We start from the raw sequence: 25,726 nt of genomic DNA, 5'->3' as shown, positions 1-25,726 counted from the left end.
GGGGTACCCCCGGGCGGAGTCGGGGGGAGTTCGAGGCTCGTGGTCCCGGGCGGGGACCCGGAAGCGCAACCCGGCCCCGCCGGGCCCGCGCAGCGGACCTCGACCGGCATGCCCCGCCTGGCCGCCGCCTCGCTCGCGGGCACCGCCATCGAGTTCTACGACTTCTTCGTCTACGGCACCGCGGCCGCGCTCGTCCTCGGCCCGCTGTTCTTCCCGACCTTCTCGCCGCTCGCCGGCACCCTCGCCGCCTTCGGCACGTTCGGCGTCGGGTTCGTGGCCCGGCCGCTCGGCTCCGCCGTCTTCGGCCACATCGGCGACCGCTACGGCCGCCGCCCCGTCCTGCTGGCCTCGCTGCTGCTCACCGGGCTCGCCACGGTCGCCGTCGGCTGCGTCCCGACGTACGCCTCGATCGGCGTCGCCGCCCCCGTCCTCCTGCTCGTCCTGCGCTTCCTCCAGGGGTTCGGGCTGGGCGGCGAGTGGGGCGGCGCGGTGCTGCTGACCGCCGAGCACGCCCCGGCCCGGCGCCGCGGACTGTGGACGAGCTTCCCGCAGGTCGGTCCGCCCATCGGCTTCCTGCTCGCCAACGGCGTCCTGCTGGCGCTGTCGGCCGCCCTCACCGACGCCCAGTTCCGCTCCTGGGGCTGGCGGGTGCCGTTCTGGGCGGCGGGCGTACTGGCCGCCGCCGGGCTGCTGCTGCGCGCCACCCTGGAGGAGACGCCCGAGTTCCGGGCGCTGGCCGCGTCCGGACAGCGGGCCGAGGCGCCGCTCGCCGAGGTGTTCCGCGGCCACTGGCGGCTGGTGCTGCTCACCGCCGGCGCGCTCGCGTCCGCGTACGCCGTCTTCTACACGGTGACCACCTGGTCGCTGGCGTACGGCACCGAGCACCTCGGGGTGGGCCGGACCACCATGCTCGCCTGCATCATGGCCGCGGTCGCCGTCCTGGGCGTCGCCACCCCGGTCTGCGCCGTGCTCGGCGACCGCTACGGGCGGCGGCCGCTGTGCCTGGCCGGCTGCGCGGCGACGGCGCTGTGGATGTTCCCGATGGCCGCCCTGCTGCGCACCGGCAGCCCGCTGCCGATGGCCTTGGGCTTCGTCGGCGCGCTGACCGCCCTGGCGGCGGTGTTCGGGGTGATCGCCGCCTACCTGCCGGAGCTGTACGAGCCCCGGGTCCGCTGCACGGGCGCGGCCGTCGGCTACAACCTGGGCGGGGTGCTGGGCGGCGCCCTCACCCCGATCGTGGCGACCGCGCTGGCGAGCGGCACGGGACCGCCGTGGGCGGTGGCCTCGTACCTGGCCGGCCTCTCCCTGGTCAGCCTCTGCTGCTTCGCGCTGCTGCCGGAAACCGTCCCGGTGCCGCACCGGGCCACCGCGGCCGAACCGCTCGCCGCCTGACGGGCGGCGGCACCGTACGCGGCCGACGGCCTGCGGGCCGCCGCGGCGCGCGGGTGCGGATACGGCCGGAGCCGGCCGGGGCGCTGCCCCGGCCGGCTCCTGTGGTCCTGCCCCGCGCGGTCAGGCCTCGACCGACTCCTTGGCCTCGGCGGCTTCCGCCGCCGCCTGCTTCTTCGAGGCGATCAGGCTGGTGATCGTGGTGATGACCAGGACGCCGCAGATGACCGCGAGCGAGAACGGGATGGAGATCTCGGGGACGTCGACCCCGTTCTCGTGCAGGGCGTGCAGCACGAGCTTGACGCCGATGAAGCCGAGGATGACCGACAGGCCGTAGCTGAGGTGGACCAGCTTCTTGAGCAGGCCGCCGATGAGGAAGTACAGCTGTCGCAGGCCCATCAGCGCGAAGGCGTTCGCGGTGAAGACGATGTACGGGTCCTGGGTGAGGCCGAAGATCGCCGGGATCGAGTCCAGCGCGAACAGCACGTCGGTGGTACCGATGGCGAGCATGACGACCATCAGCGGGGTCAGGACGCGCTTGCCGTTCTTCTGGATGAAGAGCTTGGTGCCGTGGTACTGGTCGGCGACGCCGAACCGCTTCTCGACCGACTTGAGGAGGCGGTTCTCCTCGAACTCCTCTTCCTCGTCGTCGGAGCGCGCCTCCTGGATGAGCTTCCAGGCGGTGTAGATCAGGAACGCGCCGAAGATGTAGAAGATCCAGGAGAAGTTGGCGATGACCGCGGCGCCGGCCGCGATGAAGATCGCGCGCAGTACCAGGGCGATCAGGACGCCCACGAGCAGCACGCGCTGCTGGAGGTGGGACGGGACCGAGAACTTCGCCATGATCAGGACGAAGACGAAGAGGTTGTCGACGCTCAGCGACTTCTCGGTGATGAAGCCGGCGAAGAACTCGCCGGACGCCTGGCTGTTGCCGAAGAACAGCAGGCCGAGTCCGAAGAGGACGGCGAGGACGATCCAGACGACCGTCCAGGTGCCGGCTTCCTTGATCGACACGTCGTGCGGCTTGCGGCCGATGAAGAAATCGGCGCCGATGAGGATGCCCAGACCCAAGATGGTCAGCACCCAAAGGGTCAACGAAACGTCCATTACGCCTCCGGCAGATCGCTATGGCTCAAGGTCAGCGTCATCGCTGCCGGAGGTCTCTTCCACCCGGACGGCCGATCGGCCGCGGGCCGCCGCCCCGGGACCGATGGCGGTCCGTATTGACGGGAACGACGTGCAGAAACAGCAGGAATACTCCCCTCCGCACACATAAGAGTACCGGGAGAGACCGCCAAAGGTAAAGGGATGCCCAAAGAAAGGTCAGCTGGCGGTCATCGGCAGGTCAGGGAGTGGTCTGCGGGGGCCGGAGGAAAGGAGCGCGGCCGACGGAGTCCCGTCGAGGGCGTGTTCGGCGCAGGGCGGTCAGTGGCCGTAGCCGTAGCTCCGGCCGGCCGGGCCCGGGCGCTCCGCGATCCTGGCCAGCACCCGCTCCAGGACCGCGCCGCCCGACGGGGGCAGGCTCGGTTCGAAGGTCCAGGCGTGGCCCACCCAGGGGTCCGCGAGGTGGTCGTCCGGCACCGGCGACAGCCGCAGCATCGACTTCCAGAGCGGGTCGAGCAGCGGCCCGTAGGCCGAGGCCTCGTCGCGGTCCGCGACCATCAGCAGGTGGACGCCCACCGCCGGCCCCTCGTCCGCGAGGTAGCGCAGCCGTGTGACGGCGCGGTCGTCGAACCCGTGCGGGAAGTCGTGGACGATCAGCAGCTGATCGGCGGTGTCGAGGTCGGGCGGCAGCGAGTCGGGCGCCCCTCCGCGCACCGCCATCTGGACCAGGTCCACCCGCCGGGTGAGCCGGGCCAACAGCTCGGTGACCCCGTCGGCGCCGCCGGCGGCGGGACCCGCGAGCAGCCCGGCCTGCCGCAGCGGCGCGAGGGCCTGCGCACCGGCCCCGGCCGGGTCGATGGCGTGTACGCGGAAGCCGCCGGCCGGGTGGACGGCCAGCAGGCGTACGGCGTGCGCGACGGCGGTGTCCAGGGCGAGCCGGCGCAGCGGCGCGGTGTCCATCGTCATCGCCGCCTCCGAGCCGGTGCGGCCGCTGTCGATCCACACACCGCGCTCCAGCGGCAGCCGGACCAGCATGGGGATGCGCAGGTCGGGCCGCTCGGGCAGGTGCAGATCGCCGAGCCGGAGCGACATCGGCCGCTCGTCGGGCAGCCGGTGGTCCTGCCACTGCGGCGCGTCCCAGCGTGCGAAGGCGGCGGGCAGGGCCGGTTCGACGACCGCCGATTCGGCGGCCAGCCGGTCCAGGTCGCGGTCGAGTACGGCGGCCGCCTGGGCCACCAGTTCGTCACGGCGGGCCCGGGCCGCGTCGCGGGCGGCGTCGCCGGTGCCGCCGATCCGGCTCCGCGGGTCCGAGAGCGCCTGGTCCAGCTCGCGGTCCAGGCGGGATTCGGCGAAGTCGACGGCGCTGCGGTAGGCGGCGACCGAGCGCGCCGCGTCCTCGAACATGCCCCAGACCTGGTTGTGGAGGCGCTCCTCCATCGACCAGCCGGTGGCGTCCCCGGCGACCGGCGGCGGCGCCTCGCCCGGCCCGGCCGCGGGCACCGCCGGCCCCGGGGGCGGCGCCTCGGTCCGTGCCCGGCGCGGATGCGCGTAGTTGATGCCGCCCCCGGACAGCGGCGTACCCGAGGTGCCGGGCACTCCTGAGGCGCTCGGCAAGCCCGGTGCACCCGAGGCATCCGGCGTACCCGAGGCACCCGGCAGGCCCGGTGTGCCCGGGTACGGCACGCCGGAGACGGGCACGTCGTCCGACGGGCCCGCACCACCGGCTCCGGTCGCGGTCGTGGCTGTGGCCGTGGTCGCGTCGGGCGAGCCGCCCGGGACCGGCAGGGTGGAGGGACGGGGCGGAGACGGTACGGCCGCCGCGTGCGCCTCGGCGGCGAGGGCGGCCGCCGCCGGGGCCGGCAGCCCCTGGTCGGCGAAGAGCCCCGCGAGCCCGTCGGCGTACCCCTGGCCGACCGCCCGCACCTTCCAGGCGCCCTGGCGCCGGTACAGCTCGAAGCCGACGACCGCGGACTCTGCGTCGAGCCCCGTGAGGGTGAAGCCGGCGATGTCGCCGCCGTCCTCGCCCAGCAGCGCGAGGTGCGGCGCGGGGACCGCCCCGAACCGGGCGGGTCCGCCCGCGGGCAGCGCGAGCAGCACCCCGATCCGGTGCACGGCCGCCGGGACCGCGTCGAGGTCGACCGTGACCCGCTGCCCGGCGGCGACGGCCGCCGGGACCTCGGCCCCGGGGAGCTGCGGCCGGCCGGGATGGGCGACCGAGTCGGGTCCGGGGAGCCGGCCCCGCTCGTCGCCCAGGGTGGCGCCGACGAGCACGGGAGTGCCCGCCGAGACCCGGATCTCCACCCGCGTGTGCGGCAGCGGGTGGTTCTGCCCCCGCACCAGCTCGGCCGTCATCGCCGTCGTTCCCCCGTCGTGTCCGGTCGTGCGTACTGCTGCCGTGCCTACAGGTGGGGGACGATCGCCGGGAGCAGGTCCTGGAAGGTGCGGCCGTTGGCCGCATTGCCCAGGGCCGTCATCTTCCAGCCGCTGCCCGCCCGGTGGACCTTCGCCATGATCTGCGCCGTGTACTGGCCGCCGCCGTCGAGCGTGTAGCGGGCCAGCTCCTGGCCGTTCGTCTCGTCCACGATCCGGCAGAAGGCGTTCTCGACCTCCTGGAAGGTCTGGCCGGTGAAGGAGTTCACCGTGAAGACGATCTGGTCGACGTGCACCGGGACCCGCTGGAGGTCGACGAGGATCGCCTCGTCGTCGCCGCCCTGGCCGACGCCGCCGACCAGGTTGTCACCGGTGTGCCGGACCGAGCCGTCCTCGCTGACGAGGTGCCGGAAGAAGACCACGTCGACGGGCTGCTTGTCGGCGAAGAGCACGGCCGAGGCGTCCAGGTCGATCTCCCGGGTCCGCGAGCCGAACAGCCCGCGGCGCTTGGCCGCCTGCCATCCCAGGCCCATCCGCACCGCGGTCAGGGTTCCCCCGTCGGCCTTCTCCAGGCTGATGGCCTGCCCCTTGGTCATGTTGACCGTCACGCGCTGTCCCCTCTCCTAGCGATCCTCACGCGGCGAGTTCCCGCGGCTGCCCTGCCGTGCCCAACCCTACGCACCGGCACCGGCGAACCGGCCGGATGCGTACGAATCTGTGTCTCTCCTGAGACACACCCACGAAACCCGCCCGCCGGGCTCAGGCGATGCCCGCCTCCTTCATCTGCCGCAGCTCCTTCTTCAGCTCTCCGACCTCGTCGCGGATCCGGGCCGCGACCTCGAACTGGAGGTCCGCGGCGGCGGCCCGCATCCGCGCGGTCATCTCCTCGATCAGCTCGGCCAGTTCGGCGGCCGGCCGGTCGGTGAGGACCTCCCTCTTGGCCCCCTTGGCGGCCTTGCCGCCGCCCTTGGCCGCCTTGCCGCCGAGCGCGGGCACGGGCGCCTTGGCCCCCTTGCCCTCCTTGGCCTGCCGGTATCCGCTGCCCAGCAGCTCCTCGGTGTCGATCTCCTCGCGGGCGATCGTCGCGACGATGTCGTTGATCTTCTTGCGCAGCGGCTGCGGGTCGATGCCGTTCGCCGTGTTGTACGCGACCTGCTTCTCCCGGCGGCGGTTGGTCTCCTCGATGGCCTTCTCCATCGCCGGGGTCATCTTGTCGGCGTACATGTGGACCTCGCCGGAGACGTTGCGCGCGGCCCGGCCGATGGTCTGGATGAGGGAGGTCCCGGAGCGCAGGAAGCCCTCCTTGTCGGCGTCGAGGATCGCGACGAGCGACACCTCGGGCAGGTCGAGGCCCTCGCGGAGCAGGTTGATGCCGACCAGGACGTCGTACTCGCCGGCCCGCAGCTCGCGCAGCAGCTCGATGCGGCGCAGCGTGTCCACGTCGCTGTGCAGGTAGCGGACCTGGATGCCGAGCTCCAGGAAGTAGTCGGTGAGGTCCTCGGCCATCTTCTTGGTGAGGGTGGTGACCAGGACCCGCTCGTCCTTCTCGGTGCGCTTGCGGATCTCGTGCACCAGGTCGTCGATCTGGCCCTCGGTGGGCTTGACGACGACCTCCGGGTCGATGAGGCCGGTCGGCCGGATGATCTGCTCGACGAAGCCGTCGCCGCGCGAGAGCTCGTACTTGCCGGGAGTGGCGGACAGGTAGACCGTCTGGCCCACCCGGTCGAGGAACTCCTCCCACTTCAGGGGCCGGTTGTCGAGCGCGGAGGGCAGACGGAAGCCGTGGTCGACGAGCGTCCGCTTGCGGGAGGCGTCGCCCTCGTACATGGCGCCGATCTGAGGGACCGTCACGTGCGACTCGTCGATGACCAGAAGGAAGTCTTCGGGGAAGTAATCAATGAGGGTGTGCGGCGCGGACCCGCGCTCCCGGCCGTCCATGTGGAGCGAATAGTTCTCGATGCCGGAACAGGAGCCGATCTGCTGCATCATCTCCAGGTCGTACGTGGTGCGCATGCGCAGCCGCTGGGCTTCCAGCAGCTTGCCCTGCTTCTCCAGCTCGGCGAGTCGGTCGGCGAGCTCGGTCTCGATCCCGGCGATGGCCTTCTGCATGCGCTCGGGGCCGGCGATGTAGTGGCTGGCGGGGAACACGTACAGCTCGCGGTCCTCGCTGATGACCTCGCCGGTCAGCGGGTGGAGCGTGGACAGCGCCTCGATCTCGTCGCCGAACATCTCGATGCGGACGGCGAGCTCCTCGTAGACCGGGAAGATCTCGATGGTGTCGCCGCGCACCCGGAAGGTGCCGCGGGCGAAGGCCACGTCGTTGCGCGTGTACTGGATGTCGACGAAGCGGCGCAGCAGCTGGTCGCGGTCGATCTCCTCGCCGACCTTGAGGGGGACCATGCGGTCCACGTACTCCTGCGGGGTGCCGAGGCCGTAGATGCAGGAGACGGACGCGACGACGATCACGTCGCGGCGGGTCAGCAGCGAGTTGGTGGCGGAGTGCCGCAGCCGCTCCACCTCCTCGTTGATCGAGGAGTCCTTCTCGATGTAGGTGTCCGACTGCGGGACGTACGCCTCGGGCTGGTAGTAGTCGTAGTACGAGACGAAGTACTCGACCGCGTTGTTCGGCAGGAGCTCGCGGAACTCGTTCGCCAGCTGGGCCGCGAGGGTCTTGTTCGGCGCCATGACCAGGGTCGGGCGCTGGAGCCGCTCGATCATCCAGGCGGTGGTCGCCGACTTTCCGGTGCCGGTGGCGCCGAGCAGTACGACGTCCTTCTCACCCGCGCGGATGCGCTTCTCCAGCTCGGCGATGGCCGCCGGCTGGTCGCCGCTGGGCTGGTAGGGACTGACCACCTCGAAGGGGGCCACCGTGCGTTCGATCTTCGATACGGGCCGCATGACACCACCGTACGACTCCCCACTGACACACCGGTCGCCTCGCGCCCCGCGTCAGGGTTCCCGCGGGTACGAGGAATCCTCGTAGGTCGGCCGGGCGGGCCACACCGGGCGCTGGGGCACGGGCTCCCGGTACCGCACCTCGCCGGGCTTCTGCCAGTCCTGGGTGCCCATGACCAGCAGCGGGTCGAACATGACCACCACGGCGGCCACGATCAGGAAGACCACCGGGCCGATCAGCAGGGGTGCCAGCAGGGTGGTGGGCCGGTCGCCGGCGAGCTCCCCGTACCCGCCGCCGATCCGGACCCGCAGCGCGGTCATCGCGGTGTAGTGCATGCCGGTGACGGCGAGCCCCATCACCAGGCTGGCGCCGATCGCGGGCAGCAGTCCGCGGACGCTGACGGCGGCCCAGAGGGCGGCGGTGGAGGCGACGACGGCGACGACGACCGACAGCGCCACCACTTTCGTGTCGTACTCCAGGTGCCCGTGCAGCCGCATGCCGGCCATGCCCAGGTAGTGCATGGAGGCGACGCCGAGGCCGGTGATGGTGCCGCCGGTGACGAGGGACATCGGGGTGCTGCCCCGGTATCCCACGATGAAGATCCCGATCCCGACCATCACGATCGCAACTCCGAGGCTCGCGAACGTGGTCCGTTTGTCGTAGTTCAGTGGCGACTCGGCGACGGAAAAGCCCATCATCGCAATGAAATGCATGGTCCAGATTCCGGATCCGATGGCGGTCGCCCCCAGGGCCAACCAGCCGGGCCGCCAGGAGCGCTCGACGAGGAGGGACCGGGTCGTGCAACGGAGTCCGAGCGCGCCGCCCAGGCAGGCCATGAGGTACGCCGCGAGGGGCGTGATCAGGCCATAGCTGAAGCCGTCGACCGTGCCGTACGTGCCGGACATCGCGCCCGTTCCGTGCATCCTCGCCCGCCCTTCACCCGTTCCAGGCCGTCTTCCAGTCGAACTCGTGCTGGTGCGTGCCCGATTGATGGCGAGATTAGGCCGAACGGGCAACCTCGCGCACCGCCTCCGGCCAGATTGGCCCGCCCGATTTCCGCCAAGGCGCCGTTCCGGACGGATTCGTTCACTCTGCGGTCATCCGCGGCCCGTCCCCCGTTGCTGATGCGCTGTCACGCTGCCTGTGGTCACCACCGCGTCGCCCGCCGGTCCGCCCGGCTGCCGACACCGAGGAGAACGCACATGTTCGTACGATCCTTCGCGGCGGCCGCCGCCGCCCTCCTGGGCCTCACCTTCGTCATCCCGGCGGGCTCCACCGTCGCCGGCGCCCCCTCCGCCTCATCGGCCTCGTCCACCTCATCTGTCTCCTCTGCCGCTTCCGGCGCCGCCGTGCCCGCCGCGCGGTCCGCCGCCCCGCCCCCGGCCGCCGGCGCGCCCGCCGCGGCCTCCGGCGGGCCGGGTCCGGCCGCCGGGCAGGGCGGGCCGCGCGGCCGCGCCGTGCGCGTCCAGGACCCGTACCGGCTGAATGCCCCGGTCGTCCTCGCCCACCGGGGGGCCTCCGCGTACGCCCCTGAGAACACCCTCGAGGCGATCGACTACGCCGCCCGCCTGGGCATCGACTGGGTCGAGAACGACGTCCAGCGGACCAAGGACGGCGTGCTCGTCGTCATCCACGACGACACCCTCGCCCGGACCACGAACGTCGAGAGCGTCTTCCCCGGCCGGTCCCCCTGGCGGGTCGGGGACTTCACGGCGGCCGAGATCGCCCGGCTGGACGCGGGCAGCTGGTTCGGCGCCGCGTACGAGGGCGCCCGGGTGCCCACCCTCCGGCAGTACCTGCGCGAGGTCGGGCTGAACCAGCAGCGGCTGCTCCTGGAGATCAAGAAGCCCGAGCTGTACCCGGGCATCGAGCTCGACGTCCTGCGGGTGCTGGACGAGGAAGGCTGGCTGGACGAGCACCACGTGACACACCGTCTGGTGGTCCAGAGCTTCAGCGCCGCCTCCGTACGGACCGTGCACCGCGAGCGGCCCGACCTGACCACCGGCTTCCTCGGCACGCCCCGGGTCTCCGAACTGCGCGACTACGGGGCCTTCACCGACCGGATCAACCCCGCGTACACCACCATCTCCAAGGAGTGGGTCGCCGCGGTGCACGCCGTCCCGGGCGCCCACGGGCGGCGGCTGACGGTGGACGCCTGGATCGTCAACGACGCGGCGACCGCGCGGCGGGTCCGCGACCAGGGCGTCGACGGGCTCATCTCGAACAACCCGGACGTGGTCAGAGACGCCGTGGGCGGCTACTGACCGCCTGCCGGCCGGGCACTGTCAGTGCCCGGCCGTACGGTGGTGGCGTGAACGAGAACAGCGACGGGCAGCAGCTCGAATGGACCCTGGCGGACAGCGCCGTCGGCCCGCTGTTCCTCGCCGCCACCGGCACCGGGCTGGTCCAGGTGGGGTTCCACGGCGAGGAGCGGATGGGCGGCGCCCTGGAGGCGCGGCTCGGCCTGACGGCGGTGCGGCCGCCGGCGGGCCACGAGGTCCTGCTCGCCGAGCCGATACGCCAGATCCGCGCGTACTTCGCCGGCGAGCTGAGACGGTTCCGGCTGCCCCTGGACTGGCGGTTCAGCGCCGGTTTCAACCGCCAGGTCCTCCAGGAGCTGGCCCGCACCGTGCCGTACGGCACGGTGGTGGGGTACGGGGACCTGGCCGCGCGGGTCGGCCAGCCGGGCGCCGCCCAGGCCGTGGGGGCGGCCATGGGGTCCAATCCGCTGCCGGTGGTCGTGCCGTGCCACCGGGTGGTGGAGAGCGACGGCGGTCTGGGCGGCTTCGGTGGCGGCCTGGAGGCCAAACGCATCCTGCTGGCGCTGGAGGGCGTGCTGCCGCAGCCGCTCTTCTGATCCGCCGGCCGCCCCGCCCGGCCTTCCGGCCTCCTACGCCCCGCCCTGCCTTCCGGCCTCCTCGCCCGGCGCGGCCTGGCCGGTCGGAGCTGTGCCGGGGGTGCCGGGCCGGGCCCGGGCGGGCCGGTCGGAGCTCTGCCGGGCTCACCCGTGTACCGATCCGGTAAGGGGTGCGACACTTCGCCGGTGACTACTGACTCTTCTCCCCGCGCACAGCCCGGCCCGGCGGTGACGGCCGCCGATCTCCCCGCGCTCCAGCGGCGGATCTCCCGGGTGCTCATGGCGACGCAGATGGTCAGCAGTCTCGGCGTGCCCATCAGCATCGCGCTGGCCCCGGTGCTGGCCACCGAGATCAGCGGCTCGGAGGAGCTCTCCGGGCTGGCGTCGAGCGCGGCCGTGGCCGGTACCGCGCTGGTGTCGCTGCCGCTCGCGGCCCTGATGACCGCGCGCGGCCGCCGGCCGGGCCTGGTCGTCGCCTACCTGACCGGCGCGGTGGGCGCGGGCCTGGTCGTCCTCGCCGCCGCCGTCGGCAGCTTCCCGCTGCTGCTGCTCGGCATGGCGCTGTTCGGCGCGGCGTCCTCCGCGAACCTCCAGGCCCGGTTCGCGGCCGCCGACCTCGCGGCCCCCGACCACCGGGCCCGGGCGATCTCCACGGTGGTGTGGGCGAGCACGATCGGGGCGGTGCTGGGCCCGAACCTGTCCGCACCCGCCAGCCACGGATTCGCCGGCACCTCCATACCCGAGACGGCGGGCCCCTTCGTGTGGGCCGCCGGGATCTTCGTCCTGTCCGCCGCCCTGGTGACCGTCCTGCTGCGGCCGGACCCGCTGCTGACCGCGCGGGCGCTGGCCGGGCCCACCGGGCAGAGCGCCGCCGCCCGGTCCCTCAAGGCCGGGTTCGCCGCGGTGAAGGCCTCGCCGCGGGCCCGGCTCGCGCTGGTCACCATCGCCGTGTCCCACACCACGATGGTGTCGATCATGGTGATGACCCCGCTGGACCTCAGCCACCACGGCGCCGGTCTCAGCCTGATCGGCCTCGTGATCAGCGGTCACATCGCGGGCATGTTCGCCTTCTCGCCGGTGATGGGCTGGCTCTCCGACCGGCTCGGCCGGCTGTCGGTGATCGGGCTGGCGGCCGGACTGTTCTCCATCGCCGCGCTGCTCGCCGGCACGGCCGGGCCGCGGCACGAGCAGACCGCCGCGGGCCTGTTCCTGCTGGGGCTCGGCTGGTCGGCGGGCATGGTCTCGGGCTCGGCCCTGCTGACCGACTCGGTGCCGCAGGCCGCCCGGGCCGCGGTCCAGGGCCTCTCCGACCTGACGATGAACACGGCGGCGGGGGTCGGCGGCGCGGTGGCCGGCCTGGTGGTGGCGCAGGCCGGCTACGGCTGGCTCAACGCGATCGGCGCGGCCCTGCTGCTGCCGATGGCGGGCCTCGCCCTGCTCACCGCCCGCCGGCACCCGGCCGGGGCGGGCAAGGGCGACGCCGCCTGAGCCGTGGGCGCCCGCGGGGCCGCGGCCGTGGAGCCGGAGCCCCAGCCGCAGCCGCAGCCGTAGCCGTAGCCGTAGCCGTAGCCGTCAGAGGGTGATGTGGTACGCCTTGCGGAGCGTCTCGTGGACGGTCCAGGTGGTCTTGTCGCCCTCGCGGAGCACACAGGCCGTGCCCGGTCCGACCTCCAGCGTGTCGCCGCCCTCGACCTCGATGGTGGCGCGACCGCTGATCACCACGAAGAGTTCGTTGGCCTCGGTGTCCGTGACCACGCCCGGGGTGATCTGCCAGATGCCCCGCAGCTGCTTGCCGTCCGGGGACTCCCACAGGACCTTGCCGGTCACCACGGGGTCGCCGGAGACGATCTGGGAGGGGTCGAGGTCTTCGGTCTCCAGTTCGGCGTCCGCGATGGACACGGCGAACGAGGCGGGGGCGGGGGTCTGGTCACTGGTGCTCATGGCGCGTCACCCTAGCCTGCCGGTCCGGCCCGCCAGGGTGGCCAACGCGTCCATGATCAGGTGCGCCGACCCGTCACCCTGTCCACCCGGCGGCGCGGGCGCGTTTGGGGGCCCGTCTCCCGCGCCATGGATGGGTACATGCCACTGCACTCATCGGCCGTACCGGTCCTGTCGGAGGAAGTCCGGGAGGCGATGGCCCGGCAACGGCCCGTCGTCGCCCTGGAATCGACGATTCTCGCCCATGGCCTGCCACGCCCGCGCAACCTGCTGGTGGGGACGGAGCTGGAGGCCCTGGTCCGCTCGGAAGGCGCCGTACCGGCCACCGTCGCGGTGCTCGACGGGGTGCCGTACGCGGGCCTGGACAAGGATCAGCTGGAGCGGATCGCGGGTGACGACGCGGTGCGCAAGCTGGGCCACCGCGATCTGGCGCCCGCGATGGCGGCGGGCGCCTCGGGGGCGACCACCGTCTCGGCCACCGCGTTCCTGGCCGCGCGGGCGGGCCTGCGGGTCTTCGCCACCGGCGGGCTGGGCGGTGTGCACCGGGAGTGGACGCGGACCCAGGACGAGTCCGCGGACCTGGCGCTGCTGGCGCGGACCCGGATCACGGTGGTGTGCGCGGGCGTGAAGTCCATCCTGGACGTGCCGGCCACGCTGCAGCGCCTGGAGACGCTGGGGGTGGGCGTGATCGGGTACGGCACCGACCGTTTCCCCGGCTTCTACCTGGCCAGTTCCGGCGAGCCGGTGGACTGGACCGTGCACACGCCCGGGGAGGTGGCCGGGGTGATGGCCGCGCAGGACGCCCTGGACGGGCCCGCGTCGGCGCTGCTGGTCGCGAACCCGGTGCCGGTGGCGAAGCAGCTCGATCCGGCGCTGCACGACCGGGTGCTGGCGGAGGCCCTCGCGGAGGCGCGGGAACGCGGTGTCACCGGGCAGGCGGTGACGCCGTTCCTGCTGGAACGCCTGGTCACGCACACCGGAGGGGCGTCCCTGGAGGCCAATCTGGCGGCCGTGCGCGGCAACGTACGGCTGGCGGCGCGGATCGCCGCCGCCTGGGCGGAGCGGGCGGCGCGGTGACCGGCTCGTCGGTGGCGGGGTCCGCCGCGACGGGGTCCCCGGTGGCCGGGTCCCTGCTCGTCGTGGGCGATGTGATCACGGACGTGGTGGCGGTGCACGCCCGGCCGCTGGCCCCGGCGACGGACACGGCGGCCCGGATCCGCACGCTGCCCGGCGGGGCGGGCGCGAACGCGGCGTGCTGGGCGGTGCACGCGGGCCTGCGGAACGTCGGCCTGCTGGCCCGGGTGGGCGCGGAGTCGGCCGGATGGCACGAGGAGGCGCTGGTACGTGCGGGGGTGCGGGCGCGGCTGGTCCTCGATCCGCACGAGCCGACCGGCACGGTGGTCTCGCTCGTGGACGGGACGGCCGAGCGGACCTTCCTGACGGACAGCGGCGCGGCGCTGCGGCTGTCGCCCGCGGACTGGTCGGCGGAGCTGCTGGACGGGGTGTCCCACGTGCACGTGTCGGGGTACCTGCTGTTCGCGGAGACCAGCCGGGAACTCGCCCGGCTGGTGCTGCGTGCGGCGCGGGACCGCGGGGTACCGGTGAGCGTGGATCCGGCGTCGGCGGGATTCCTCGCGGCGCAGGGGGCGGATCGTTTCCTCGCCGACATCGCGGGCGCCGGGATACTGCTGCCCAACGAGGCGGAGGCCCGGCTGCTGGCGGGGCTGCCGGCGGACGCGGACCCGTCCCTGGCGGCCGCCGAGCTGAGCCGGCGGGTCCCGCTGGTCGTGGTCACGCGGGGCGCGGCGGGCGCGCTGGTGGCCGAGGGCGGCGAGGTCACGGCCCGGGTGCCGGGCACCCCGGCGCGGGCGGTGGACTCGACGGGCGCGGGCGACGCGTTCACGGGCGGCTTCCTGGCCGCGCGGCTGGCGGGCGCGGACCCGGCGACGGCCGCCGCGTCCGGCTGCCGGGCGGGCGCGGCGGCGGTGACCCGCCTGGGCGGCCGCCCGGCGTGAGGCCGCCCGTCAGGCGGGCGGCAGTCCGGACCAGGCCGGGTGCCGGGGGTCGTCGGCGCGTACGAGGACGTCGGCGGCCTCCGTCGGCTCGGTCTCGGACTCGTAGCGGGCGAAGGCCGGCAGCGTCCAGCGCTCGCTCTCGCGGGTGCGGCGGGCCAGCGCACCGGCGGACAGGCCGACGTGCACGCTCAGGTCGAAGGGGAACCAGTGCCGCAGCAGCAGCGGCCCGTGCACGATCAGCACGCCGCCGGGCGGGAGTTCCGCGTACGGGCTGCGCGTGGCCCGGTCGGTGACGGGGTCCCAGAGGTCGGGCAGCAGCCGCCCGCTGCCGTCCGGCTCCGCCGGCACGAACACCTCCCGCCACAGGGCGGGGACGTCGTACCACTCGTCGAGGTAGCTGTCGGCGTCCTCGCGGCCGTGCTCGAAGCGGAGGGAGGCGGGCCGCAGGAACCCGTCGGCGGCGACGGCCAGTACGGGACGTCCGCGCAGCCGCAGCGCGTCCGCGACCAGGGCGGCCAGCGCGCCGGTGTCCGCGGCGGGCGCCCCGTCGATCGCCACGCGCACCCGGCCGCCCGGCGGCGCGGACGTGCGGAGCGGTCCGTCGAGATGGCGGGCGAGGGCCTCGGCCATCCGTTCCCAGGTGATCGGTTCCAGCTGCACGGGCCCATTGTCAGTGGTCGACCCTAGCTTGGTGATCAGTGGATCTGCGGTGGGCGAAGTCCGCCGGATCCGGCCTGGGGAGGGGTCTGCCATGTCTCGGAACACCACGTATCTGGAGCTGTCTCAGGAGGACGGCGGTGCCCACAAGTTCTACGAGGTGACCGTCGACGGGACCGCGGTGTCGGTGCGGTACGGGCGGATCGGCGCGGACGGCCAGACGCAGGACTCCGCCTTCCCCACAGCCGCGAAGGCGCAGGCCGCCGCCACGAAGAAGATCGCGGAGAAGATGCGCAAGGGGTACGCGCCCGCGGTCCGGGGGCAGCGCGCGGCCCGGGCGGTGACCCGCCGCCAGGTGACGGCGGCGCCTTCGACGGCGCGGGCCGTGGCCCCGGTGCTGTGGCGGTTCCGCACGGGGGCGGCGGCCTTCGGCATCCACGTGGACGAGGACCGCTGCTGGGTCGGCAATCAGTCGGGCGACGTGTACACGCTCAGCCACAGCGGCGAGGTGCTCGCCCGCTATTCGCTGCCGGACGGCGTCAAGTGCCTGGTGGCGGACGAGTTCTGGATCTATGCGGGCTGCGACGACGGCACGGTGTACGACCTGTCGTCGAAGGTGCCCTTCGGTGCCTACGACATCGCCGCGGACGTGGACATCTTCTGGCTGGACATCCGCGAGGGCGTGCTGAACGTGGCGGACCGCAACGGCGGCCTGACGGTCATCGACCACGAGGACGAGTTCCAGTGGTCCCGGCGCTCCTCGGGGTCGAACGCGTGGATGGTGCGGGCGGACGACCGAGCCGTCTACCACGGGCACAGCGAGGGCGTGACGGCGTACGCACCCGACGGCAGCGGCGAGTTGTGGCACACCCGGACCGACGGCGGCGTGCTGTTCGGCTGGCAGGAGGAGTCCGCGGTGTACGCGGGCACCGGGCGGCACACCGTGCAGCGGCTGGCGAAGGACACCGGCGCGGTGGAGGCCACCTACCGGTGCGACGCGGCGGTGTACTCGTGCGCGACCTCGCCGGACGGCCGGCACGTCTTCGCCGGCGACCTGGCCTCGTCGGTGTACTGCTTCGACGCCTCCGGGCACCGGCTGTGGAAGCTGGGCACCGGCGCCGGGGCGGCCCTGTCGATGCAGTACCTGAACGGGAAGCTGTACCTGGTCACCACGGACGGCTCGCTGGTCTGCGTGGACGCGAGCGAGGCGGCCATCGCGGCGGCCGAACAGGGCACGGTGCCGACGGCGGTGGACGTGAAGTCCGCTGCGGCGCTGCCGACGTACACCCCGGCGGCGTCTCCCGCAGCGGTGGCGACGGTCACCGTGGCGCCCGCGGGGGCCGTGGTCGTCGAATGCGTGCAGGTCGGCGGGCGGCTGCGGGTGCAGGTGGTGTCGGGCGGCTTCGAGCCCGGCTGGCACGTGCAGTTCCCGCGCGGCATCCGCGAGGCCGGAGCCCGCTACGTGGTGGACGGCCTGCATCCGTCCGTCGGCGGCTTCTACCGGGTGCGCGGCGAGATACACCGCCTGGTCTGAGCGGCGGGCCGGGTCGGACGAGACGGCCTAGTGGGGGGCGCAGGCCGGGGGGTCGACGTCCACGGACAGCGGGCTGCCCTTGGGCAGCACGTAGGTGACGTAGAGGACCACCGGTTCGGTGCCGTGGTTGCGGCCGATGTGGACGTCGCCGCGGCCCCCGGGTTCGAAGACCACCGAGCCTGCCCCGCTGACCTCCACCGAGCAGTCGTCCAGGGTCCGGGTCAGGGTGCCCGACTTGACCACGGCGACCACCTGGCCGGGGTGGTAGTGCCAGCCGGTGTGGCCACCGGGCTGGATGGTGACCTCGCGGACGATCACGTCGGTGGGGCCCTGGCCCTTCACCTTCACGCCCGCGTTCGCGGTCCCGGCGGCCAGCACCACCCCCGAGATGCCCGACCCGGCAGTCGCCGGCGCCGCCTTCGGGGCCAGCACCGGCCCCGCTCCGCGCGCCGCGGCGACTCCCCGCACCCGTATTCGCCGTCCCTGCCCGTCACCCCGCACGCAAACCCCTCCCCCATCCGGCTCATTGACACAAACGGACCACACCCTAGATCCAATTCCCCTGGAACCAAGATCGGTTGGTGAATCCGTGCGGGAGAGGTGCGAGCGGATCCCGGCGGCGGTATCAACCGGGCATGAATCTCGTCGTCTTCGAAGTGCCGAAGCCCGTGCACTGCGCGGAGTGCCGGCGGGGGCCGCTGCCGATGCTCGTCCGCGAGGAGGGCGTGCCGCGCTGCCTGGACTGCGCCGACCTCGGGCATCTCGTCTACCTGCCGCGCGGCAACGCCGCGCTCACCCGGCGGGCCCGCGAGGGCAGTTCGCTGTACGCGGTGGTCGTCCGGTACGTCAGGCGCCGGCGCCGCCACGAACGGCAGGGGCTGCTCGTCGAGGAGGAGGCGCTGGCCCGCGCCGAGGTCCGCTGCCTCGCGGACGCCGAGGCGCGGGCCCGCCGGCGCGCCCGCGACCAGGTGCGGCGGGCGGCCGCGGACACGCGCTTCACGGCCGCGTTCGCCGCGGAGATACAGCGGCTGTTCCCCGGCATCCCGCCGGAACGCGCCCTGGCGGTCGCCGCGCACGCCTCGGCGCGCGGCAGCGGCCGGGTGGGCCGCACCGCGGCCGGACGCGCCCTCGACGAGGACGCGGTCTCGGTCGCGGTGCGGGCCTCGGTACGCCACGACGACACGGACTACGACGCGATGCTGATGGCGGGAGTCCCCCGCTACCAGGCCCGCGCCCGGCTGGCGCCGCGCATCGAGGCGATCCTGACGGCCTGGCGGCACCCGGAGGCCGCGTAGACCGGTCCGGGGACTATCGGGCGGCGGAGGGACGGAAGCGGCGGTAGAGGACCGCGCCGCCCAGCAGCAGGGCGGCGCCGGCGGGCGCCGCGTAGCCGAGCCCGTCGGCCCCGGTGTGGGCCAGTGCGGGGGTGACCGGCTTGGCGGGCGCGGGCGGCGCCACCACCGGGCGGACCACCGGGGGCTTGCGGGGCGGCTGCTGCGGCGGCTTCGCGCCGCTGCGCCCGGGCTCCGTACCGTTGACGGACGTGTTGCCGGTGGAGCTGTTGCCGACGCCGACGACGTTCACCGAGTTGCCCGAGACGTTGACCGGGAGGTCGACCGGGAGCTGGACCGCGTTCCCGGAGAGCACCCCGGGCGAATCCTTTCCGCGACCTTCCGCCACGGCGCCCCCGGCATTCCGGGGCCCCGGCCCCGGTTTGGACCCGTACGGCGTCGCCCGCGGCGCATGGTCCCCCTCGTTCACGCAGGTGTTGCCCGCGGCCGGGTTGAGGAGCCCCACCACGCTGACCGTGTTCCCGCAGGCGTTCACCGGCACGTGGACCGGAAGCTGCACCAGGTTCCCGGACAGCAGTCCCGGCGACCCTGCGGCCTGCCCCGCGGCACCCGTGTCCGCGAACGCGTACCCGGCGGCCCCCGCCACCGACAGCGCACCGCTCGCGACGACCGCCGCGATCAAGCCGTTCCGACGACTCTGCCGCATCAGTTTCCCTGCCTTCCGGAGGAGTTCACGGGCGTTCCGCCCGCACCCGGATCAACGCGGTAAACCCGTTCGGGTTATAGAGCCGGTACTCATTTCACTCCATCGTGTACTGGGACCTCCGTACTTCCCGATCTTCGCCCTCACGGGCGGCGCAGGGCCTCGACCGGGTCCGGGCACGGGGGGCCGGCGGGCCACCAGTCGGGCTCGGGCCCGGTGCCCGCGTACGGGTACCAGAGGCCGTCGCGGCCCAGACGGATTTGGCGGCCGCCCGCCGTGAGGGCGTTGCGGTGCGGGCGGAACTGGCCCTCGCCCGCGGCCAGGAGCGCCGGGCCGGCCCGGTCGAAGGGGCCCGCGGGCGGGTCCCACGCCTCCTCCAGTACGGCGAGCCCGGCCCGCCCGCCGTGCCGCCAGGCCGTGGCGGCGCGCGCCAGGTCGGTGGTGGACCGGCCGGTGGCCCGGGCGAGGTCGCGGTAGAGCACGCGGGCCTGGCCCGTCAGGCCCTGCGTGGGATGCGCGGCGGCCAGCCGGACCGCGTCCTGCCAGAGCGTCAGCCCGGCGATCGGGTCCCGCCCGGTGCCGAGGATCGCGTGCGCGCGCGCCGCCGCGTCCGTCGCCAGCTGGTCCAGGGCCAGCGGGTCCGGGGCGCCCGGCCCCTCCGGGTACGACGGCGGGTGCGCGGGGACGGCCGGGTCCGGCAGCGGGGCGGGCAGCGGCGGCAGGCTCCGGGGCGCGACGGCGGTACGGGCCGGCACCCCGGGCAGGCCGGCGGCTTCCGCCGTCTGTTCGCGGGCGGCGTGCGCGGCATTGCGCCGGGTCAGCTCCTCGACGACCTCGCGCTCGCCGCGGCCGCGCAGCAGCAGGAGCACGAACGGGTCCTCGTCCAGGAGGTGCGCCACCCGGTAGCAGAGCGCCGCCGCGTGCTTGCACGGCGGCGGGCCGGAATCGGGGCAGGAGCAGCGGGGCACCAGCTCGCCCGGGCCGGGGAGCAGCGCTTCGGCGAGGCCCTGCGGCACCTCCCGTTCGAGGAGGGCCGCCAGGTAGGCGGGGTCGGCGGCGGTCCGTTCCAGGAACACCTCCCAGTCCTCCGCGTCGAACACCGCCAGGCCGATCTCGGTGCGGTACGGCCGGGACCGGCTGCCCCGCACGTACGCCACCAGCCGGCCGGGGGTGACGGTGACCGCCTCGACGTGGCCCTCGGCCGCGTAGCTGCGGCCGCGCGCGAGGCGCCCGGAGTCCCGGGACCGCTCCTCCAGGGCGGCCACCCAGGCCCGCCCCCACCAGGTGGTGGCCTCCGGCCCGCCGTGCAGCGTGTCGAAGGTGCGGCGGCGGTCGTCCCGCGCGGTGATCATGAGGGCCTGCGCAGGGAGACGAGATCGGCGAGGTCGGCGTCGGACAGTTCGGTCAGGGCGGTCTCGCCGGTGCCGAGCACCGCGTCGGCCAGGGCCCGCTTGGAGGCGAGGAGTTCGGCGATGCGGTCCTCGACGGTGCCCTCGGCGATCAGCCGGTGGACCTGCACGGGCTGGGTCTGCCCGATCCGGTACGCCCGGTCGGTGGCCTGCTCCTCGACCGCCGGGTTCCACCAGCGGTCGTAGTGCACGACGTGTCCGGCCCGGGTGAGGTTCAGCCCGGTGCCGGCGGCCTTCAGGGACAGCAGGAACACCGGCACCTCACCGGACTGGAAGCGGTCGACCATCTCCTGTCTGCGGTCCACCGGGGTGCCGCCGTGCAGCAGTTGGGAGGACACCCCGCGCGCGGTCAGGTGGTCGGACAGCAGCCGGGCCATGGTCACGTACTGCGTGAAGACCAGCACGGACCCGTCCTCGGCGAGGATGGTGTCCAGGAGCTCGTCCAGCAGGGCCAGCTTGCCGGAGCGGTGTGCGATCCGCGGCCGGTCCTCCTTCAGGAACTGCGCCGGGTGGTTGCAGATCTGCTTGAGCGAGGCGAGCAGCTTCATGACCAGTCCGCGGCGCGCGATGCCTTCGCTGGCCTCGATCAGCGCCATGGTCTCCGTGACCGCCGCCTGGTACAGCGAGACCTGCTCGCGGGTGAGGGCCACCGGGTGGTCGGTCTCGGTCTTCGGCGGCAGTTCGGGGGCGATGCCCGGGTCGGATTTCCTGCGGCGCAGCAGGAAGGGCCGCACCAGCCGGGAGAGCCGGGCCACGGCCTCCTCGTGTCCCGGGTTCTCGCCCTGCTCGGCGGCCCGCGCGTGCCGGGCCCGGAAGGCGGTCAGCGGGCCCAGCAGCCCGGGCGTGGTCCAGTCGAGCAGGGCCCACAGCTCGGACAGGTTGTTCTCGACGGGGGTGCCGGTGAGCGCGACCCGGGCCGGCGCCGGGATCGTCCGCAGCGCCTTCGCGGTCGCGGAGTACGGGTTCTTCACGTGCTGGGCCTCGTCGGCGACGACCATGCCCCAGGCCTGCCCGGCCAGCCGCTCGGCGCTCGCGCGCATCGTCCCGTACGTGGTCAGGACGAAGCCGCCGGCGAGCCCGTCGAGGCTGCGGGTGCTGCCGTGGAAGCGGCGCACGGCCACGCCCGGCGCGAACCTCTCGATCTCCCGCTGCCAGTTGCCCAGCAGCGAGGCCGGGCAGATCACCAGGGTGGGCTCCGGCCGCGCCCGGTGCAGGTGCAGGGCGATCAGCGTGACCGTCTTGCCCAGGCCCATGTCGTCGGCGAGGCAGCCGCCCAGGCCGAGCGAGGTCATCAGGTCCAGCCAGGCCAGCCCGCGCTGCTGGTACTCGCGGAGCACCGCCGCCAGCCCCGGCGGCTCGGGAAGCGGCGCGAGCTCCCCGGTCAGCCGGGCCCGCAGGGCCGCCAGCGCACCGACGGGCACCGCGGCCACCGGCTCCCCGTCGACCTCGGCCGTACCGGTGAGGGCCAGGGCCAGCGCGTCGACCGGGTCGAGCAGCCCCAGCTCGCGTTTGCGGGCCTTGCGCACCAGCACCGGGTCCACGGCCACCCACTGGTCGCGCAGCCGCACGATGGGCCGGTGCGCCTCGGCGAGCACGTCCAGCTCGGCGGGGGTGAGCCGGTCGCCGCCCAGGGCCACCTCCCATTCGAACGAGAAGAGCTTCTGCGCGTCGAAGAAGGACGTCCCGTCGGCGGCCGAGCCGGGCGCCGCGCGCACCACCGCGGTGGCGGTGAGGCCACGGGCGAGTTCGCGCGGCCAGTGCACCGGCACGCCGGCCGCGGCGAGCCGGGCCGCGGCGACACCGAGCAGGTCCTCCAACTCCTCGTCGGACAGCGCGAGGACGTCCGGCACCGGCTGGTCCAGCAGCCGCAGCAGCGGCGGCCAGACCCGGGCGGCCCGGCGCAGCGCCAGCACCGCGTCGATCCGGGCCCGCGGCCCGAAACTGTCGGCCGCAGCCAGGCCCGCCCACAGCAGGCCGGCGTCCGTCACCCGCGTCGGGTCGGCCAGGCTGTGCACCTGCACCACGGCCGCACCCGCCCGGCGCACGGCCTCGGCCGAGCGGCCGTCCGATGCGTCCGATGCGTCCGTCGGGGGCTCGTCCGAGGCGTCGAAGACCCCGTACGCGTTCAGGTCGAGGCGAAGCGAGATGCCCACGCCGGCGTCCGCGCCCGCGGCCACCTGCACCGCCCAGTCGCGTATCCCCGGCACCCGCTGCGGCTCGCGCGCCGCGAACGGACGCCCCGCCGCATACGGCGCCGCCGGCGTGCGCGGCAGGCTGTCCGCGACCGCGTCGAGGAAGGCCCGCAGCAGCGCCTCGGGCTCCGGGAGCCTGAGCGGTCCGCGGCCCGGCAGCGGGGTCGCGTGCCCTTCGTACGGCATCGCGGCGGCGATCGCCCGCAGGTGGGCGAGGTCGTCGGCGGTGAGCGGACCGGCCCGCCACGCGTCCTGGTCCGCGGCCGTCACCCCGGGCAGCAGCCGGCCGCGGGCGGTGAGCTGGAGCGCCTGGCGGGCGGCCGCGGCCCAGCAGCGGGTCGCGGGATGGACGCCCGGCGCGGCCGCCGCCGCACCGAGCAGCGGCAGCGCCGGTCCGACGGGCAGCACCACGGCCGGCACCGACCGGCTGCGGGCACCGGCCCCGTGCGGGCCGACGACCGTCAGCAGGGTGCGCCGCCCGGCCTCCGGAAGGCCGTCCTGGAGGGCCTCCGGCACGTCGTCCGGCAGCGGTTCCGAGCCGGGCGACCAGAACGCGATCCGCCCCTCCCGCGGCACTTCCGCGGGCAGGAAGACGGCCGCGTGGCGCAGCAGGGCGCGCCCCGTCCCGTACGGATCCATCGAAGCCACCTCCCCCGGCAACACGTCGGCCGATCACTCAATGCGAGTCTAGGCGCGATCACTGACAACGCCCTTGACCTGCGCAGACACCGACCGTCTCGGTGCGGGTCAGCCGGCGGTCCAGCGTCCCGACTCCGATGCGTAACCGTACGTCGGCCGTCCCGCCGCCGCGCTCGTACGGAACGGCCGTCCGCCGTCGTCGATGCGGGCGGTCCCCGACCTGCCGCCGGCGGTCCACCGGAGCTCCAGGTACCAGCCGCAGTCGCAGCCGCTCGCGCTCGCCTCGACGCGCAGCACCACGGGCTCCCGGGCCGAGACCCGCATCGGCAGGGCGGGGGCCGGGATCTCGTGCTCCCCGTCGTGCCCGGCAACGGGCCGCGCCAGCGGACGCGGCGCGTCCAGATTGACCGTGAAGACGGCGGGCGTGAGCGAGCCGCCGCACCCCTGGGACATCGTGTACACGTTCCAGGGCAGCGGGGTCCCGCGGCCCGTCACGCGCACGTGCAGCGCCTGCAGCACCACCGGATGCGCGGTCCGCCCGGCCACCGTGACCTCGACGATCTGGCGCTCGGCGTGCACGGCGCGCTGCGCCGACGCCCAGACCGCGGCGTCCTGCTCGACGGGCGGTGCGGGCACGTCCTGCGGGCGGCGCCCGATGAGGTACGCGTGGTCGCAGCCGTTCTGCCAGACCTGCGAGCGCACCCCGAGGGTCAGCGGCCGCGCGGGCACGGCCGCCGGGCCGGTACGGCTCGCGGACGGCCGCGCCGACGGGCGGCCGCTCGGAGGCACGGAGGCCTGCGCGGTCGCCGTCGTGCCGGACGGGCTGGGTGCGGCCGACGGGGACGGCGTGGCGGAGCCGGCCGTGGTCGGGGCGGCCCCGCCCCCGGGGATCCGGGTGCCGGTGAGCGGCGCCGGCGGACGCAGCCCGTCCTTCCGCTCCGCGTCGCCACCGGGCAGACCGGCCGCGAGCGCCAGTACGGCGATCAGCCCGGCCGCCGCGCCCGCCACGGCCACCGCCCGCCCACGACGCCGGTACCAGGGCGTCCCTGCCGCCGGCACCGGCGTCGGCCCCACCAGCACGGCCGGAAGCTGCCCACCGGCCGGATCCACCCGATCCGCCGGTTCCGCGCGACCCGCCGGTTCCGCGCCACCCGCGGCCGCCGGCGCGGCCCCTGACAGCTCCTCAGCCGCCGCCTCGGTCACCGCCTCGGTCACCGCTGCCGCCGACGCCTCGGCCACCGCCCCGGCCACCGTCCCGGCCGGCGCCCCGGCCGGCGCCTGCGCCGGTACGGCCGGCTCCGCGCGCGCCGTGTTCTCCCGTACGCCCGCCCGCCGCCGGGCGTCGGCGAGCAGCCAGGCCCGGTGCAGGTCCAGCGCCTCGGCCGGCGACGCCCCGCAGGCCCGGGCGAACCGGTCGACCACGGCGAACTCCGCGGGCACGGCGTCCCCGTTGCAGTACCGGTGCAGCGTCGACGTGCTCGTGTGCAGCCGCCGCGCGAGGGTGCCGTAGCTGAGCCCCGCCCGCCCCTTCAACTCCCGCATGAGGCATGCGAATGCCTCGGTCTCCGATGCTCGTTCCATCCCGCCCACGACTTCCCCTGTTCCGCAACGCCGTTCCATGCGGCGGGTGTTCCCCCAGGTCACCGCATGTTCAGCCGTTCCAGTGTCCCGTATCGGCGCGGCTCCATTGTCCGCGACCCCGGGTGTGGGCGAACCTTCTGGTGCACCAGCCGAACACATCGCTTCACAACGGGGAGAACCACCGTGTTCCAGCGTTCCACCGCCCTTGCGGGCGCCGCCCTCGCCGCGGCCGCCGTCATCGCCGTCGCCGTGCCGGTCACCACCGCCACCGCCGCTCCCAAGGCCGCCGCTCCGACCGCGCCCGGCTTCATCAAGGGCACCGACCTGCCCAAGCACCCGAGCTCCGCGTGGACCGCGGGCCCCGTCAAGAAGGGCCTGCCGGAGCACCCCGTCTTCTGCCTCGGCAAGACGCTCCCCGCCACGAACGTGTGGCACCGCGAGTTCGGCACCGACGTGGACGCCCACGCCCTCCAGCTGTCGGTCCGCGCCGCCTCCGAGGCCGACGCCAAGAAGCTGGCCGCCGCCCTGGAGAAGAAGGTCGCGGCCTGCGCCGCCGACTGGCTGCGCAAGACCTCCGGCGGCACCGCCAGCTGGAAGGACTACGGCAAGCTCACCGTCGAGGAGGGCGCCCACGTCTACGGCGTCCACACCGCGGTCCCGGACTCCGAGCACGGCGTGAACCTCTTCGGCATCGGCCGCGACGGCTCCACCGTCACCGTCGTCGACTGGTCGCAGATGGGCACCCTGGTGGACGCGCCGGCCACCGCCTTCAAGAAGACGACCGTCACGGCCGTCAAGAAGCTCAACCCGTAGCGGACCGCCTGCGGGCGGCAGCGGTGAGACCATGTACGTGAGGCGAGGCGATGGCCATGCGTACCGGTAACGAACCGCTGACCGCCCGCAGCCCTCTGCGACTGCGGTTCTGGCTCAGCGTCTGGGGCATGATCTGGGCGGTCGCGGGCACCGCGGTGTTCGCGCTGTCCGAGCGGCCCGGCTGGGCGATCACCTGTGCCCTGCTGACGCTCCTGATCGGCGCCGACCTGATGGTGGTCGTGCACCGCCTCCACCAGGGCGCCCACTACCAGCCGGGCCCCGACATCCCGCCCTACGAGCCGCCCGGCCACGACGACCCGCCCGGCCGGTGATCCGC

General features: G+C 74.3%; 22 protein-coding genes. 10 read left to right on the top strand and 12 right to left on the bottom strand.

The genetic code is table 11. The features are described from left to right. Window positions 1-108: 108 nt before the first annotated feature. A complete protein-coding gene (locus OG764_RS26510; RefSeq protein ID WP_328970938.1) occupies window positions 109-1,392 on the top strand; it encodes an MFS transporter in 1,284 nt (427 codons plus the stop codon). A 120-nt stretch (window positions 1,393-1,512) separates the two neighbouring features. Here the strand turns inward: OG764_RS26510 and OG764_RS26505 are convergent, their stop codons facing one another. The 5 genes from OG764_RS26505 to OG764_RS26485 all read right to left on the bottom strand — a co-directional run bounded on the left by OG764_RS26505 (window position 1,513) and on the right by OG764_RS26485 (window position 8,664). Next, entirely contained in the window at window positions 1,513-2,496 is a 984-nt protein-coding gene (locus tag OG764_RS26505) for a TerC family protein (protein WP_328970937.1), read from the bottom strand. A 318-nt stretch (window positions 2,497-2,814) separates the two neighbouring features. Then, window positions 2,815-4,845 carry a TerD family protein gene (locus OG764_RS26500; RefSeq protein ID WP_328970936.1) on the bottom strand — a complete coding sequence of 677 codons (2,031 nt, stop codon included), beginning with the start codon at window positions 4,843-4,845 and terminating at the stop codon, window positions 2,815-2,817. 47 nt (window positions 4,846-4,892) lie between these two features. Further along, on the bottom strand, window positions 4,893-5,471 hold the full coding sequence (locus tag OG764_RS26495; RefSeq protein ID WP_328970935.1) for a TerD family protein: 579 nt from the start codon (window positions 5,469-5,471) through the stop codon (window positions 4,893-4,895). 151 nt (window positions 5,472-5,622) lie between these two features. Beyond that, on the bottom strand, window positions 5,623-7,761 hold the full coding sequence (gene uvrB / locus OG764_RS26490) for an excinuclease ABC subunit UvrB (protein ID WP_328970934.1): 2,139 nt from the start codon (window positions 7,759-7,761) through the stop codon (window positions 5,623-5,625). A 51-nt stretch (window positions 7,762-7,812) separates the two neighbouring features. Beyond that, on the bottom strand, window positions 7,813-8,664 hold the full coding sequence (locus OG764_RS26485; protein ID WP_328970933.1) for an MHYT domain-containing protein: 852 nt from the start codon (window positions 8,662-8,664) through the stop codon (window positions 7,813-7,815). 297 nt (window positions 8,665-8,961) lie between these two features. On the opposite strand from OG764_RS26485, the gene OG764_RS26480 reads away from it, so the two are divergent. The 3 genes from OG764_RS26480 to OG764_RS26470 all read left to right on the top strand — a co-directional run bounded on the left by OG764_RS26480 (window position 8,962) and on the right by OG764_RS26470 (window position 12,104). Further along, window positions 8,962-10,023, top strand: coding sequence for a glycerophosphodiester phosphodiesterase (locus OG764_RS26480; RefSeq protein ID WP_328970932.1), 1,062 nt, complete (start codon window positions 8,962-8,964; stop codon window positions 10,021-10,023). A gap of 47 nt (window positions 10,024-10,070) precedes the next feature. Next, window positions 10,071-10,616 carry a methylated-DNA--[protein]-cysteine S-methyltransferase gene (locus OG764_RS26475; protein WP_328970931.1) on the top strand — a complete coding sequence of 182 codons (546 nt, stop codon included), beginning with the start codon at window positions 10,071-10,073 and terminating at the stop codon, window positions 10,614-10,616. Between the two features lie 279 nt (window positions 10,617-10,895). Continuing rightward, window positions 10,896-12,104: an MFS transporter gene (locus tag OG764_RS26470; protein WP_328973175.1), complete on the top strand. Its 1,209-nt coding sequence runs from the start codon at window positions 10,896-10,898 to the stop codon at window positions 12,102-12,104. An 84-nt stretch (window positions 12,105-12,188) separates the two neighbouring features. Here OG764_RS26470 and OG764_RS26465 read toward each other — a convergent pair whose 3' ends face one another. Then, the gene (locus tag OG764_RS26465; protein ID WP_328970930.1) at window positions 12,189-12,557 is read right to left on the bottom strand and encodes a cupin domain-containing protein; all 369 of its coding nucleotides are present in this window, start codon (window positions 12,555-12,557) and stop codon (window positions 12,189-12,191) included. A gap of 138 nt (window positions 12,558-12,695) precedes the next feature. Here OG764_RS26465 and OG764_RS26460 point away from each other — a divergent pair, with 138 nt between their 5' ends. Continuing rightward, the gene (locus OG764_RS26460) at window positions 12,696-13,631 is read left to right on the top strand and encodes a pseudouridine-5'-phosphate glycosidase (RefSeq protein ID WP_328970929.1); all 936 of its coding nucleotides are present in this window, start codon (window positions 12,696-12,698) and stop codon (window positions 13,629-13,631) included. Beyond that, complete coding sequence (locus tag OG764_RS26455) at window positions 13,628-14,569, top strand: carbohydrate kinase family protein (protein WP_328970928.1); 942 nt, start codon at window positions 13,628-13,630, stop codon at window positions 14,567-14,569. The genes OG764_RS26460 and OG764_RS26455 overlap by 4 nt, the downstream gene beginning before the upstream one ends. A gap of 9 nt (window positions 14,570-14,578) precedes the next feature. Here OG764_RS26455 and OG764_RS26450 read toward each other — a convergent pair whose 3' ends face one another. Beyond that, window positions 14,579-15,229, bottom strand: a complete 651-nt coding sequence (locus tag OG764_RS26450) for a uridine kinase (RefSeq protein ID WP_328970927.1) — start codon at window positions 15,227-15,229, stop codon at window positions 14,579-14,581. 91 nt (window positions 15,230-15,320) lie between these two features. On the opposite strand from OG764_RS26450, the gene OG764_RS26445 reads away from it, so the two are divergent. Beyond that, the gene (locus OG764_RS26445; RefSeq protein WP_328970926.1) at window positions 15,321-16,760 is read left to right on the top strand and encodes a WGR domain-containing protein; all 1,440 of its coding nucleotides are present in this window, start codon (window positions 15,321-15,323) and stop codon (window positions 16,758-16,760) included. Between the two features lie 27 nt (window positions 16,761-16,787). Here OG764_RS26445 and OG764_RS26440 read toward each other — a convergent pair whose 3' ends face one another. Beyond that, complete coding sequence (locus tag OG764_RS26440) at window positions 16,788-17,192, bottom strand: cupin domain-containing protein (protein WP_328970925.1); 405 nt, start codon at window positions 17,190-17,192, stop codon at window positions 16,788-16,790. Between the two features lie 203 nt (window positions 17,193-17,395). Between OG764_RS26440 and OG764_RS26435 the strand changes: the two genes are divergently transcribed. Beyond that, on the top strand, window positions 17,396-18,055 hold the full coding sequence (locus OG764_RS26435; RefSeq protein WP_328970924.1) for a DUF2293 domain-containing protein: 660 nt from the start codon (window positions 17,396-17,398) through the stop codon (window positions 18,053-18,055). A 13-nt stretch (window positions 18,056-18,068) separates the two neighbouring features. On the opposite strand, the gene OG764_RS26430 is transcribed toward OG764_RS26435, so the two are convergent. The 4 genes from OG764_RS26430 to OG764_RS26415 all read right to left on the bottom strand — a co-directional run bounded on the left by OG764_RS26430 (window position 18,069) and on the right by OG764_RS26415 (window position 24,537). After that, on the bottom strand, window positions 18,069-18,758 hold the full coding sequence (locus OG764_RS26430) for a chaplin (protein WP_328970923.1): 690 nt from the start codon (window positions 18,756-18,758) through the stop codon (window positions 18,069-18,071). Window positions 18,759-18,898: 140 nt separating this feature from the next. After that, window positions 18,899-20,107: an SWIM zinc finger family protein gene (locus OG764_RS26425; RefSeq protein WP_328970922.1), complete on the bottom strand. Its 1,209-nt coding sequence runs from the start codon at window positions 20,105-20,107 to the stop codon at window positions 18,899-18,901. Beyond that, the gene (locus OG764_RS26420; RefSeq protein ID WP_328970921.1) at window positions 20,104-22,995 is read right to left on the bottom strand and encodes a DEAD/DEAH box helicase; all 2,892 of its coding nucleotides are present in this window, start codon (window positions 22,993-22,995) and stop codon (window positions 20,104-20,106) included. Before OG764_RS26420 ends, OG764_RS26425 begins: the two co-directional genes overlap by 4 nt. Window positions 22,996-23,103: 108 nt before the next feature. Continuing rightward, window positions 23,104-24,537: a helix-turn-helix domain-containing protein gene (locus tag OG764_RS26415; RefSeq protein WP_443056054.1), complete on the bottom strand. Its 1,434-nt coding sequence runs from the start codon at window positions 24,535-24,537 to the stop codon at window positions 23,104-23,106. Window positions 24,538-24,759: 222 nt separating this feature from the next. Here OG764_RS26415 and OG764_RS26410 point away from each other — a divergent pair, with 222 nt between their 5' ends. Both OG764_RS26410 and OG764_RS26405 read left to right on the top strand, forming a co-directional pair. Next, entirely contained in the window at window positions 24,760-25,389 is a 630-nt protein-coding gene (locus tag OG764_RS26410; RefSeq protein WP_328970919.1) for a hypothetical protein, read from the top strand. Between the two features lie 56 nt (window positions 25,390-25,445). After that, window positions 25,446-25,721, top strand: coding sequence for a DUF6343 family protein (locus OG764_RS26405; protein ID WP_328970918.1), 276 nt, complete (start codon window positions 25,446-25,448; stop codon window positions 25,719-25,721). Window positions 25,722-25,726 lie beyond the last annotated feature (5 nt).

The organism is Streptomyces sp. NBC_00239, from assembly GCF_036194065.1.
Classification (GTDB): Bacteria; Actinomycetota; Actinomycetes; order Streptomycetales; family Streptomycetaceae; genus Streptomyces.
Note: the sequence above shows the minus strand (reverse complement) of the source record. Positions and strands in the feature narration are given on the sequence as shown.